This window comes from Flavobacterium olei, assembly GCF_039749035.1.
Taxonomy (GTDB): Bacteria; Bacteroidota; Bacteroidia; order Flavobacteriales; family Flavobacteriaceae; genus Flavobacterium; species Flavobacterium olei.
In genome coordinates, this window is the sequence record NZ_JBDKWC010000006.1 from 264,568 (window position 1) to 277,681 (window position 13,114).

Consider the following 13,114-nt stretch of genomic DNA (forward strand, 5'->3'; position numbering starts at 1 on the left):
GGCTAAGCAAATGTATTGCAAAAAAATTTAACTAACCTATTAAATTTCTTTCTCTTCGGGAATTTTGATCTGAACGTGAAGAAGACATAGCGCATAAATGAATGCAGGTGCGGCAGTTCGCATTGCCGCATGATTAATGGTAAGAGCCCAAAAAGCAAAAAACGAAATAAAATATAAATGCTGGTTATTGTTTATATACAAACCAAAAGGTGTAATAACAAGAAGTAAAAGCCCGAATATACCAAATAATCCATGCTCGCTAAGCATTCGGGTTACCTCATTGTGAGAGGCAGCTTCATAGCCAAAAGCTTCTTTTCGAACCTCTTTACCCATGCCCGCTCCTATTCCTAAAACAGGATTGTCAAGGAAAATTGCCAATTCTTCTGACATAATTTCCTCACGCCCTCCTAATAGGTCGGCTTTAACTCTTCCTCTGGCATCCTGATTGGCATATCTTTTTCCAATAAGTCCATAGGTTTGAAACGACGAATATGTCCATACGCCTACAGCAATTAAACCTGTGACAACAAAGACTGGAACAAATTTACTTTTCCCCTTGGGATTGGATTTTTTATATGATAAAAACAACAAACAGATAATCATAGCAACCGCAGTAAATATTCCTCCCCTGGAAAAAGTTACGATTCCCCGATACGTTACAATAATTAGTAAAAAAGCATTTATAATGATTTCTTTCTTAGATCTTGAAAATAGAATTAATTGAGAAAAAAAAATAAAAATTCCTAAACCCAGGATAGTTGATACCTGATTTGGGCCAAAACCTCCGGAAGTTTCAAAATTTGATTGTGTACCAGTTATCACATCTCTTACATTAGGATTGTATAAAAACAGATAGACAGCTATCGAAATGATAGGTAGTCCCATTAAACACAAAATATTTTGAAGATCTTTAAGAGAAACTCTCCTTTGATACATATAAATTGCTGATATTGCCAGACAGATTGGTCCAGATAAATTGAAAACCAAAATCTTTTTAACATCTATATCTATTGTTGAATTATTAGTAGTTACAAAAATACCTGGTAGAAGCAACATTAGAAAAATCAAATAAATTAATCCGCTTTTAGAGAAGTTATTGTACAACATACCGCAAAGCATAAAAAAAATAATTAAAAGCTTTACATACTCATTATTAAAATTCCCGCCGGTCATTCTCAAGAGAACTTCTGCTCCAACCAGATATGCACTTACGTATAAGACCTCATTATTTCTATTTTTATTTTTATATACAATAAAAAAACCCAATACAGGAATTATTAACGCATAAATTTTTGACAGAAACGGCAGAAAATATACCGCAAACGCAATAATTACGTGTAAAAATATTAATGAAATATATGTAAATGTGCCGTTTTTCATGCGATCGAAATATACAATTATCTGGTAAATTTAATTAAAGTTTGAAGCCACAAAAGATATTCTTTTAAAATTGAGCTTTCACTAAAATTTTCATTAATATATTTGTAAAGATTTTCTGCCAATTCTATTCGTTCAATATCTTTTTCAATTAAAATTTCCAGAGAGTGTACTAACTGATCTAAATTATCTGATTCTATAACCAGACCTTCTTTTTCGGAGGGAATGACTTTACGAATTTCTCCAACTTCTGTAGCAATAACAGGTAGCTTATATAAGCCATATTCTAATATTGCAAGGGGAAGTCCTTCAGAAAGAGAGGTTAAAACTGCGATGTCGCCCTGTTCCAGAATTGATGATACATTATTTACTGCATCATAAAAAAATACAGTTTCCTGCAAATTTAAGTCGCTTACTTTTTCTTTTAACTTTTTACTGTGATTATCTTTAAAATCTTTTCCAATACAATGAAAAGTCCAATCCGGAAATTTTTCATGAAGCACTGAAGCTCCTTCAATTAATAAATGATGATTTTTTTGCGGCCGCAAATTGGCGACACATATGATCCTTTTTCTCTCTGTTCCCTTCAGTATAAAATGATCTTGTTTTAGATCCGATTGATAAATGAAATTTGGCAGATAGATTACATTTTTACAGTATAAATAACTTTCTGCCCAAGTTTTTAATGATGTGTTTACAGAGACTATTCCTAAAAACAAAAATGAAGAAAACTTCAAAATTACATTCTTTCTGATGGCTAAATTCTGCGTAATTCCATAATGATCGTGCCAGATAATTTTTATTTTGGGCAATGTCAATTTTACCAGAATCGATGTGAAGAACGAGGAACTGTGAGCCTGTATTATTTCAACTTTATTTTTTTTTAGAAATTTTCTCAAAACTAATAAAGCTTTTATGTCAAAACTTTTCCTTTTATTTAAGAATAAATAGGAAGTTCTTTTGTCTATCTGATTTAAAAGTAAACCTTCTTTCCTGGTAACAATCAAGCCAGAAAACTCAGCCTGTTTTGAAAGTGCATTAGCATAGTTAACTGCCATTCTTTCAGCACCTCCCGTATCTAAAGAATCTATAATCTGTACAATTCTCATTATTGTTGAAGTATCATTTTAATTTCCTTTTCAAATAAATCGGTAGTATATATTTGAGACCACTCACAAGCTAATTTACTTTTGGCAAGAAAACTATTTTCATTGTCCAGTATATTTATCAGTTGATTTATGTCACTTTGAATAACCATATCAAGCAAAATCCCGCGTTTCCCAAAATCTAACATATAAGGAATACAAGAAATTCTTGTAGCTACAGGAACACATCCCCAAAACATTCCTTCTGCAATGGCTTTTGGCCAACCTTCACTTTTTGATGGCAAAATTATGAAATGACATTTTTTATAAGCTCCTTTAAGTATTTCTCTACTTTGGTTTCCACGTAAGAAAACTTTAGATTCTAAATGATTAGTGACAATAAATTTTTCAATATTATTTCGCTCTAATCCCTCTCCAAAAATATTTAAGGTGACATTATATCCTGTTTTAGCTAATTCCTTAATTAATTCAACTGTATAAAGTGGATTTTTACCCTTTGTCAACGTTCCTGCAAATACAAAAGAAATGGCTTCACTTAAATTTATTTTGGGAACTTGTTGTTTTTCTAAGTCTGAATAACTGGCTGTAAAAAAAGGCTTTACATTTTTTGATTGGTCCGGCCATTCACCATAAACCAGTACTTTCATGTTTCTGGTTAAAAATGTATTGGCAAGAATGTATTTTTGAAATCTATATGTTAGGGGTTGCTTACTTTTGGGATCCCAATTTCCCGCATATTTTGCCGTTTTGATTTTACCTGGAAATAATATTTGGAGCAGACAACCTATTAACCCCATGTTCCCCGGACATCTTAAATGAATATGATCGGCCTCACGCATCGCTGCAAATATCTGCAAAACAATTTTCGGTAATTTAAAAATAGATTTTATGAGATTACTAAAATTGGTAAAATTAAAATCGGGTACTTTTCTAAATTGAATTTTTTTATGATGGTACGCGGCATCAATTGCCGTTGGATTTCCTTTCTTTAACGGAGCAACAATAACTACTTCGTCTGTATATTTCAGCCAAATATTCATTTCATATATATAAGGCGCATAACCAAAAAACTGGCCGGCTTGTTCAATATGACTGACATGAGTTATTATGGCAAATTTCATTGTATATTACTGATAAGCTTTTCGATAACCACTTTTGGTGCTAAATAGGAATCAAAATAATTTCTGGAATTAAATTCTAATTTTCTTTTAAAATCAATATCCTCACTTAATAACTGGACAGCATTTTTCACATCGTCTTCATTGTTAGCATATAACAAATGCTCTCCATTAATTAAATCTGATGGTAATCTATTAATATGATCTGTAGAAATAATTGCTTTTCCTAATGCTAAAAATTCGCCTAATTTCCATCCGTGGCAAGATAAAACAGCTGGAGTATTAAATACAAATGCAGATTTTTTTATCTTTTGTAAATAAGTATTCAGAGGAATCTTTCCCGAATATATTAAACTGTCAAAACCCAGATTATCACCATTACTTCTGGCTGCGAAACCGCCCTCAAAATTTATTTCTTTATTTGCTCTGCAAACATTGATAAATAAAGCTCTGTAATAGTTTGTTTTCTTTTCCTCTTTCCAAATACTATTCATAAAGAAAACATAGTGGTTTGAAGATTCTTCAAACTTATACTTTTCTAAACGAAATCTCTTGTACTGTCTCCAGTAATTAGCCAGAAACTCTCTTTGGTTCGTAATCGACTTTTTAAACTTTATAATATTAAATGAAGCAAAAAAACAAGTTGTAATAAGATTCCATATTTTGATTCCAAAACTTGGACCAACAGGGATAATTTTCTGACTGTCGTTTAATGGTATATTATCAGCATTATAATTTACTTTACCATATACATCTGACCAGTTTAGCCATTCTGAATTAATTAAATTACTGTCAAGAGAATCAATAATTAATTTTGTTGAGCCATTTTCATTTTCTATTATTACCGCAAAAGTTCCTTGTTTAAACTTTGGGAATTTAGAAATATCGAACGTGTAATTTTTAAAAACCTCGTTAATTCCACGGATATAATAACCATCATAAAATACATCGCAAAGTCCGTAAATAAATACTTTATTTTTCATGATCTAATGTTGGTTTACTAAATAATAAGCTCAGCAAACCAATTGTTCTTCCACAAGCTTCTGTAAAAGGTTCTTTTATATTTTTTTCTGTAATTATATTACTGAAACGAATAAAAATCAGTAAAACAGTAATTGCATTCCATTTGAATCGTGCGTTTAAATCCGGATTAGGATTTTTTATTCTCCATACATACCAACCATTTCTCACTACCATTTTTCCATATTTAAACTGATTTGGTCTTCCTGCAGGATCATGATAATGAGACAGTTTTGCAGCTGTATTAACATATAATTTTCCAGTTTTTGCAACTCTAAGTGTAAAATCTGCATCTTCATATAATCCATAACCTTCAAAATAATTAGAGAAGGAAAATTTTTCAAAAACTATTTTTCTAAAAGACGAAACGCCTCCCATCAATTGTTCAACCTGATAAATTTTATTTGTAGGAGGTAAAAATCCTATACTCCTGCCATGTGAAAAAAGAGGCGAAAATCCAGGTGGGCAATTACTATCCAGATGAAGTTTTTTTCTCAAAATAAAGCGGCTTCCTTCTTTTCTCTTCCAGCCATCAAAATAAAATTCATTTGCAACATTTTTATAGTCATTCGCTACTTTTCCCCATTTAATTTCATTGGTTATATAGCCTCCTGCGCCCAAAGCATCAGGAAAAACATTGTAGGTCTTTAATAACTCTTCAAAATAGTTTTGCTCAAGAACAGTATCGTCATCTAAAAAACATACAATTTCTGAATCAGGATTAAGTTTGGATATTCCTAAATTTCGTTGTCTCGTTAATCCGCGATCAGGATCTGTAACTTTAAAATATTTTAAATTTTTAAATACATCCTGCAAAACGGTTTTAGTTTTATCGTCTGCCGAGCCGTCAATTATTAAGATTTCATTTGGATATAATGTTTGTAATTTAACCGATTGAAGTAAATTCAACAAAGGCTCAGCACGCATGTAAGTACAAATTATTAAAGAAAATCGCATACTATTTAATTAGACTTTTAAAACAACTAAAATATTGCCTGCCGTAAGCTCTTCATCTGTATAATTGATGAAATCTTTGTGAAGTTTAACTTTTTTAAACAACTCATATCTGCTGCTTCCCTTTTCAAGACTTTCATAATCTAAATACAAAATTTCTAAATCGTATTTTTTAAATATCTCAATAAACTGAGGCAATCTAAATCTATTATGATAATCAAATTTGGTACGAATACTATTCCATTCTTCTTTACTGTATCTTAAAAAATCCTGAAGCGATAATGTGCTGTCACCGTGTTGCCTTAAATCACTAGGAGAAATAAAGTGCGCTATAAAAGTTCCTTTTTTTAATTGACTTTTCATGTTTTTATGTAGTGCATCAACATCATCTTCATTCACGTGAGACAAAACATATCTAGAAAACACAAAATCGACAGCCGGAAAATCATTCAGTACAGCATTATAGTTGGGCTTATAATCAATTTCTTTAGGAAGTCCATATTCATTATTCAAATCAGGAATTATTTCCTGTTTGTACTTACTCGAAAAAAGAGCATTAATCTTCAAGACTGTTTCTTTTTTAAAATGTTGGTTTATATCAACTGTAATAACATTTTTTACGCCAAATTTATATTTAAAAAAATAGGGCATTGCTGGAAACCAGCCAGATCCCAATTCAAAAATAGTCTTGTCTTTTAAATCAAAATTTAAATCACTTAAAACTTTTGAAAGCCTTAAATAAGTCGGTTCAACACTTTTTAATCGATCTTCCAAAGTAGATTTATCAAAATGTCTTTGAATTTTATGATACCAATAATCATCAACTTTATTTGGTAATAAAGCCAATGCTTTAAACAATATTGTTTTTATTTTATGATTCATTTACTTCAGATTAAGGGTCTGTTTTCTAAAATTGTTTCTGTTTTCTCATACACATTCCCATTTTGGTTGATATCTAAAATCAACCTCTCAAAATCTGACCAATACGCAATAAGTTCAGAAAGAGTTGGATTCCAAATTTCTTTATTTTTAATTTTTTCGCCTAAAAGATTAAAATTCTCAAATACTTTTTGATCAATTGTTTTGTAACTGGAAATGAGTCTGCCAGTATGATATTCCATCGGAACCGAAAAATAAGTATGCGCAATAAAAACTCCTTTTTCCTTAATCAAAGTATCAATATTATTTTTGGAAAGTGATTTCTGAAAATCAAGCATTTCTAAAGTCTGAAAAATATAGAATTCTTTTTGATCAATAATATGTTTGAAAACAAGCGGTGAATATTTTGCTAATTTAAAAGGCTCACTTTTAGAAGATTTCCACGATAATAAAACAGAAAAAATAGAGATTGAAAGATTAAAAAAGTCTTTTATAAAAGGAAAAATAAATTTTATTTTCTTCTGAAAAATTACTTTTTTAAAGTTCCCGGCTGCATTTTGATATTTTAAAATCATTTGATCATCATTGTAATAATGATAAATAATATTCTTAATTGTAAGCTGGAGTCTTTTTACAAAATCAAGATTTTTATTTCCATTTAAAAAACTTTCCAGCGTAAATTGATTCGGATTTAATTGATTGATTACCCCATTTGTGGCAGTTCCGGAATCGATATAATTCCACAAAGTAGTAATATTTTTATCCGTTAAAACTTTTTCAAAATCTTCATTACTCAATCTGTTTTTTTGAAGCAGAGAAAAATTATATGGCTGATAACCATGATCAATCCAAACTTTTAAATCATTTAAAGGCGGCAAAAATTGGTTATAATCCTGAAAACTTTGATCGTCATTTTTTATAGATTGAGAAAGAGAATGATAACAAAGCTCATGTCCATCTTTGATCCATTTTAAAAGTTCTTCTTTGTTACTTTGAAACGAAGCATTATCTGCACGTTTTGAAAAATGATTTAAAAAAAAACCTTTTGTGATTATAATCTGATTTTTTTTAAAAAACTCTCTTTGCACTTCCAGATTTTCTAATGTATCAAAATCACAATGATCTGTAAAACAGGCAATGGCTGAAAAAGAATATTTAGATCTACTAAATTCTAAAGCATGATTTTCGGGAAATAATAAAGAAGGATTTTCAACAAAGTTAAACTTTTTAAAAACTGCCGATATGTTTTTTCGATTTGCATTTCCGGTGTAATTTGTAATCGATTCGGAAAATTCAGGATTAAAACGCCACAATAAAACATGCGAATTTATTTTATTTATTTCCCAAATTCCCAATTGTATATTGGCTTGGACTAATTGTCCATTTTTAAGTTTTATAATTTTCGGACAAAATTCATTTGCAATTCGATCTTTCTCACAATTTATCCATCTATAATCATGATTTCGGAACTGTGAAATAGACTGATTAAATTCAATTTTAATATCAAATGAGTTTGTATTTGAAAAATCTAAATTAAGCAAATCAATGACCATTTTTTGCTTTTGATTTGCATCAAAAACAACATTCTTATTTATAGAATTGCTAATTATTGAAATAGATTTTATCAATTTTTTATTTTTATTTTTATTTTTTCCTCAATTGTTCTGCCCACAAAACACTTGCGTTCCATTGCGCACGAAAAATATATAAATACTTTATGGGATTTTTAATAGGCTGTACTTTATAAAATTTAATAAACAGGACTGTTTTGTAGCCCATAACCTGCTTTAAAGTAAAATTATTTAATTTTAAAAACATTATAGTTGGTGAAGGTTTTGGCTGTATTTTTTCATCTTTCCATGCTAAAACAGGTTTGGTTCTAAATCCTCCCATGGGCGCTCTGAGGTGATTAATAATTAAGTGTGGGAAATAGATAACATCATAACCTATTTTTCTTAATTGCAAGCCAAACTCAGCATCTTCTCCATAACCAAACTCTAAACTCGTGTTAAACTTTACTTTATTTAATGCGGATGCTTTTATAAAACTATTTCCTGATCCAAAAAACGATGACTGCGAAGTTTTTCTCTCAATTAATTTCTGACCTGCAACAGGATAAAACGTTAATGCAGCCAAACACCCATATTGCTTTATATTTTCAAATGTTTTTTCAATCAGGTCTGCTTCAAATCTGTTGTCATCATCATTTAAGAAAACCCATTCACTTGTCACTTGAGCCAAAGCTAAATTTCTTGCATTACACGCTCCTGTTTTGTGCGTAAATGTATGTTTTATAATAAATGGCCAAATCTCATCTTTTAAATAATCAAGTTCTGATTTACTATTTACATCTGGATTTTGTTCTACAATAATAACATTTTCAGGCTGATGTGTTTGTTTAGATAAATCTTTTAACACATCATATAAATATTCTCTTCTTCCGATTGTTGGAATTATGACATCTATAGTCTTTTTGTTTATCACTTTTCTTGTAGACTGAACCTCTATGCCATCTAATAAATCTTCATCCAAAGTTCTTTTTCTAAAACCTAAACTTATAAGTAATGGAAGAAGAGGAAATTTTCCTTCATACAATACTATATTTAAAAACAATAGAAAAACCCAACGTGTTTTGTAATGTTGTTTTACAAAACGGAAAGTTAGGAAATTACTTTTTTTACTATTTAAACCACTTCCTGAAAAGTTCAAAATTAATTCAGGTTCAGAATAACATAAAAGACCACCCAACATTGCGAGTTTTGCCATTGAATGCAGAAAATAGTCAAAACTATTATCTTTTTGGATTTTATGTTTTAGAAAATTTAAAACAGAAGCATGAATTCCTCCAACATCGCTATTCATTAACCACGTAGGATAACTTATATCTTTCTTAACATTTAAAAACAAAGTTTCATCAACATAACCAATCGTATTTGGTAGAAATGCACAATCTAATGCATTATAAGATGCCATTATTTTAGAATGATGAAAAATATCCTGAAATTTTGATTGATTTAAATTTGATTTCAAATCTGAATGGCACCAAATAATTAGATCATCTGGATACTTTTCAGCAATTTGAAATAAATTAAAAGCTATACTCTTTGAAGAAAATTCGATGCTTTTTCCTTTGAAGTTAACCTCAACAACTTTATTATTTTGATGATAAATAATGACTGCCATTAAACCGGTTTTGAATTTATTATTTTCAAATAAAAATCTACATTTTCTTTGACATTTTTATTTATATCAAATTTTTCTTCAACTTGTAATCTTCCTTTACTTCCAATTTCTAACGCTAGATTATTATCTGCCAGAATTCCCACTATTCGATTCGCAAACTCATCATGATTTGTCGGATGAACCAAATAGCCGTTTTCTCCATCAATTATTAATTCCTGAGACCAGCCAATATTACTATTTACAACAGCTTTTTTCATTGCCATAGACTCAATAGTTACCATTCCTAAGGTTTCTGCAAAGGTTGGAAACACGCAAACATTTGCTTTTTTAATATAATTTTGAATCTCTTCATATGGGATTTTACCGAGGTAACTTACATGTTTTAAAGCTTTTTCGCTAAATAAGTTTTTCATTAATTCCCAAGTCGATTGGGAATTAGTTTTAATATCAAAAGAATCACCACCTATTAAAACTAATTTGACATCGGGAAAATCATTGCGAACCTTATCAAATATTTCCGGAAGTTCTAAAATCCCTTTCTTTCTAATTAAAGTACCTATATAAAGAATTAGATGCTTATCAAATTCTTTCGGATTTTCATTTTCAAAATTATTGAGATTTAAACCATAATGAATCGTTCTGATTTCCTTTTCTCCGATTTTAAAAAGTTTTTTTGAAACTTCTCCTGCAAATTTGGTTGGGGCAATAAAGGCTTTTGCATCTTTAATCGCTAATTTTTCAAACCAAAAATTTTTAAGCTTTTGCTTTCTGTTTTCTAAATGACAAAAATAGGTGTCACTTCCATGAAAACGAATTACTAATGGAACTTTAAAACTCATAAAAGCTGTAATCCCTGTCCAGTCAGGCGCTTCTATAAGGTTAATAGATTTTTCCTGAATGATAGCATTACAATACTTTTCGATGTGTTTTCTATGAAAAAACCATCCCAAAAAAAGATACTTCTTATTTTTTACTAAATGAATTTCAAAATTATTTTCCCTAATAATTTCCTGTGTTTTTTGTCCATAAACAAACACCGTTACTTTAACGGCTCTTTCAGTCAAAGCAGTTGTCAGGTTTTTTATACTTGTTCCTAAACCACCTGATGGTGAGGTCTTATCATGAGGAAACTCTGGAGTCAAAAAAGCAATATGCATCTTTATTTTTTAAAAAAAATCATGAATTATTCTCCCTGTAAACAATTTAGCGCCTTCGTCTGTCATGTGTCCGCAAGACGAAAAATATTTATTCTCTGCCACTACATTTTCATAATTATGAATTTCGGGATACGCTTTTTTCACTTTATCAAAGTAATTCATACCCACAACATTTTCGCACATTGGAGTCATTACCGGAATAAAATTAATATTGTTCTTTTTACAAAGTCTTTTAATTTCCTCGTAGTATTTGTTATGCGGTAACGGATTTAGGTTTACAATGTTGTTTTTCATATTTCCGTTTTTGTGTTTCTGTAAAGGGTAATACCCTAAGTTATCCAGCGCATTTGTTTTCTCTTCTTTTGCTATTTTATAAATCTCTCTAAATCCGATTTTTGAATCAAATTTTATATATCTGTAAAAAGGAACATAATACAATTCTTTAAAAATTGGTTCTGCAGCAAAGTGATTTTTTATAACTTCTGAAGAATGAATATAAGGCAAAAACTTTGCTGCAACACCTTCAGATTCCTGATCGTTAGAGAGATTTAAATCGGCTTCCAGAATTATATTTTTGATTTCGTATTTTCTTTCGATCATCAACTTTAGTAATAATGAAGCTTCGAATAAATGTCCGCCACTCATTCCGTAATTGAATGTTTGTAATCCGTTGTTTTCAAACATTTGCGAAACAAAATGATTATTAGCTCTGGAAGAACCCAGAATAACAACATCATATTTTTTTGCTTTTGAATTTACAACAGCTTCAATTTTTCCGCGATTCTCTGACTTCATGAAAATATAAGTATACAATCCGTCCAGAAAAATGGCTAATAAAATTATTGCAGTTAAAATTTTTACTATATAGAATATAAACTTCTTCATTAAAATTGAAAATAAATAAATTCTTTGTAATCTGAATAAGTTCCAAAAGCAATAATTGCTGTAATGGCAAGTGCCATTTTTAACATGCTTCTTTTACCGGAAATTGGCTCAACCTTGCTTCTATTATTCCATTCGACTAAAACAAACAAACCAATCATCATTAACAATTCATAATTATAACGTTCATTTTCTAAATATTGTGAAGCTAACTTATTATCTGTAAAAATTCTTTTTAAATATAAAACGGCATCTGTAATTGTTCTGGCCCTAAAAAATACCCAGGCAACGCAAGTCAGTAAAAAAGTCGTCAGAATACTCAACAATACTTTTACAGAATCCATATTCCATCTTAAAACTATAGAATCCATATTATTTCTGTTGCTGTTTGAAAGCAATAATGGAAGAAAATAAACTGCATTTATAAATCCCCACACAATGTAAGTCCAATTAGCTCCGTGCCAAAAACCGCTCACAATAAAAATGATAAATGTGTTTCTAATTTTCATCCAAAGTCCGCCTTTACTGCCGCCAAGCGGAATATATAAATAATCTCGAAACCAGGAAGAAAGAGAAATATGCCAACGACGCCAGAATTCTGCGATATCTCTTGAAAAATACGGATAATTGAAATTTCGCAATAAATCTAAACCAAACAATTTTGAAACCCCAAGTGCAATATCTGAGTATCCTGAAAAATCTCCGTAAATCTGAAATGCAAAATAAATAGCACCTAAAATCAAGGAGAGCGAATTCATTGAAGGATAATGATCAAAAATTGCATTTGCATACACCGCACAAGTATCTGCGATAACGACTTTTTTGACTAGTCCCCACACAATTTGGCAAACCCCTTCTTTTGCTTTTTCAAAATTAAATTCACGTTTCACTTTTACCTGAGGCAATAAATGCGTCGCTCTTTCTATTGGTCCGGCAACGAGAAGCGGAAAATAACTTACGAAAAGAGAATAGTCAACAAAATTGTATTCAGCTTTGATTCTCTTATAATAAATATCAATTACATATGACAAACCGTGAAAAGTATAAAATGAAATTCCGACAGGAAGAATGACATCTAACAGTAACGGACTAGCCTTAAAACCAATCGATGTAAACATTTCTGCAAATGAAACAGAAAAGAAGTTATAATATTTGAAAACACCCAGAAAACCTAAATTTACCAGAATGCTAAGCCAAAACCAAAATTTCCTGCTTTTTTCTGACTTTCCTTTTTCAATCTGAATACCAGTATAGTAATCCAGAAAAGTGGAGAAAACTAAAAGAAAAAGAAACCTCCAATCCCAGCAGGAGTAAAAGTAATAACTGGCAATTATAAGTAAAGCATTCTGAGTTTTCTTGTTTTTATTAAATACAAACCAATACAGCAAAAAAACGATTGGCAAAAAGATGGCAAATGCCAGAGAATTGAAAAACATAA

At 30.3% G+C, this 13,114-nt stretch carries 11 protein-coding genes; all 11 read right to left on the bottom strand.

The features are described from left to right. Positions 1-39: 39 nt before the first annotated feature. From ABEB31_RS17135 to ABEB31_RS17185, 11 genes are read right to left on the bottom strand one after another with little or no spacing between them, the layout of a single operon-like run. Positions 40-1,380, bottom strand: coding sequence for an O-antigen ligase family protein (locus ABEB31_RS17135; RefSeq protein ID WP_347052883.1), 1,341 nt, complete (start codon positions 1,378-1,380; stop codon positions 40-42). A gap of 17 nt (positions 1,381-1,397) precedes the next feature. Continuing rightward, on the bottom strand, positions 1,398-2,486 hold the full coding sequence (locus tag ABEB31_RS17140) for a glycosyltransferase (protein WP_347052884.1): 1,089 nt from the start codon (positions 2,484-2,486) through the stop codon (positions 1,398-1,400). Continuing rightward, positions 2,486-3,604, bottom strand: a complete 1,119-nt coding sequence (locus ABEB31_RS17145) for a glycosyltransferase family 4 protein (RefSeq protein WP_347052886.1) — start codon at positions 3,602-3,604, stop codon at positions 2,486-2,488. The genes ABEB31_RS17140 and ABEB31_RS17145 overlap by 1 nt, the downstream gene beginning before the upstream one ends. Continuing rightward, positions 3,601-4,584, bottom strand: a complete 984-nt coding sequence (locus ABEB31_RS17150) for a hypothetical protein (protein WP_347052888.1) — start codon at positions 4,582-4,584, stop codon at positions 3,601-3,603. The genes ABEB31_RS17145 and ABEB31_RS17150 overlap by 4 nt, the downstream gene beginning before the upstream one ends. Continuing rightward, a complete protein-coding gene (locus tag ABEB31_RS17155) occupies positions 4,574-5,578 on the bottom strand; it encodes a glycosyltransferase family 2 protein (RefSeq protein ID WP_347052889.1) in 1,005 nt (334 codons plus the stop codon). Before ABEB31_RS17155 ends, ABEB31_RS17150 begins: the two co-directional genes overlap by 11 nt. 9 nt (positions 5,579-5,587) lie before the next feature. Next, entirely contained in the window at positions 5,588-6,457 is an 870-nt protein-coding gene (locus ABEB31_RS17160) for a class I SAM-dependent methyltransferase (RefSeq protein ID WP_347052891.1), read from the bottom strand. Positions 6,458-6,462: 5 nt separating this feature from the next. Continuing rightward, positions 6,463-8,082 (bottom strand): hypothetical protein, encoded by a 1,620-nt coding sequence (locus tag ABEB31_RS17165; protein ID WP_347052893.1) that lies wholly within the window; start codon positions 8,080-8,082, stop codon positions 6,463-6,465. A 16-nt stretch (positions 8,083-8,098) separates the two neighbouring features. Next, on the bottom strand, positions 8,099-9,637 hold the full coding sequence (locus ABEB31_RS17170) for a glycosyltransferase family 2 protein (RefSeq protein ID WP_347052895.1): 1,539 nt from the start codon (positions 9,635-9,637) through the stop codon (positions 8,099-8,101). Continuing rightward, a complete protein-coding gene (locus ABEB31_RS17175) occupies positions 9,637-10,794 on the bottom strand; it encodes a glycosyltransferase family 4 protein (RefSeq protein WP_347052897.1) in 1,158 nt (385 codons plus the stop codon). The genes ABEB31_RS17170 and ABEB31_RS17175 overlap by 1 nt, the downstream gene beginning before the upstream one ends. 9 nt (positions 10,795-10,803) lie before the next feature. Continuing rightward, on the bottom strand, positions 10,804-11,679 hold the full coding sequence (locus ABEB31_RS17180; RefSeq protein ID WP_347052899.1) for a hypothetical protein: 876 nt from the start codon (positions 11,677-11,679) through the stop codon (positions 10,804-10,806). Then, on the bottom strand, positions 11,679-13,112 hold the full coding sequence (locus ABEB31_RS17185; RefSeq protein WP_347052900.1) for an MBOAT family O-acyltransferase: 1,434 nt from the start codon (positions 13,110-13,112) through the stop codon (positions 11,679-11,681). The genes ABEB31_RS17180 and ABEB31_RS17185 overlap by 1 nt, the downstream gene beginning before the upstream one ends. Between the last annotated feature and the right edge of the window lie 2 nt (positions 13,113-13,114).

What these genes read in the sequence shown, in the direction of transcription:
- ABEB31_RS17160 (WP_347052891.1), bottom strand. Translation starts at nt 6,457, where the DNA reads ATGAATCATAAAATAAAAACAATATTGTTTAAAGCATTGGCTTTATTA.
- ABEB31_RS17175 (WP_347052897.1), bottom strand. Translation starts at nt 10,794, where the DNA reads ATGCATATTGCTTTTTTGACTCCAGAGTTTCCTCATGATAAGACCTCA.
- ABEB31_RS17135 (WP_347052883.1), bottom strand. Translation starts at nt 1,380, where the DNA reads ATGAAAAACGGCACATTTACATATATTTCATTAATATTTTTACACGTA.
- ABEB31_RS17180 (WP_347052899.1), bottom strand. Translation starts at nt 11,679, where the DNA reads ATGAAGAAGTTTATATTCTATATAGTAAAAATTTTAACTGCAATAATT.
- ABEB31_RS17145 (WP_347052886.1), bottom strand. Translation starts at nt 3,604, where the DNA reads ATGAAATTTGCCATAATAACTCATGTCAGTCATATTGAACAAGCCGGC.
- ABEB31_RS17185 (WP_347052900.1), bottom strand. Translation starts at nt 13,112, where the DNA reads ATGTTTTTCAATTCTCTGGCATTTGCCATCTTTTTGCCAATCGTTTTT.
- ABEB31_RS17155 (WP_347052889.1), bottom strand. Translation starts at nt 5,578, where the DNA reads ATGCGATTTTCTTTAATAATTTGTACTTACATGCGTGCTGAGCCTTTG.
- ABEB31_RS17170 (WP_347052895.1), bottom strand. Translation starts at nt 9,637, where the DNA reads ATGGCAGTCATTATTTATCATCAAAATAATAAAGTTGTTGAGGTTAAC.
- ABEB31_RS17150 (WP_347052888.1), bottom strand. Translation starts at nt 4,584, where the DNA reads ATGAAAAATAAAGTATTTATTTACGGACTTTGCGATGTATTTTATGAT.
- ABEB31_RS17140 (WP_347052884.1), bottom strand. Translation starts at nt 2,486, where the DNA reads ATGAGAATTGTACAGATTATAGATTCTTTAGATACGGGAGGTGCTGAA.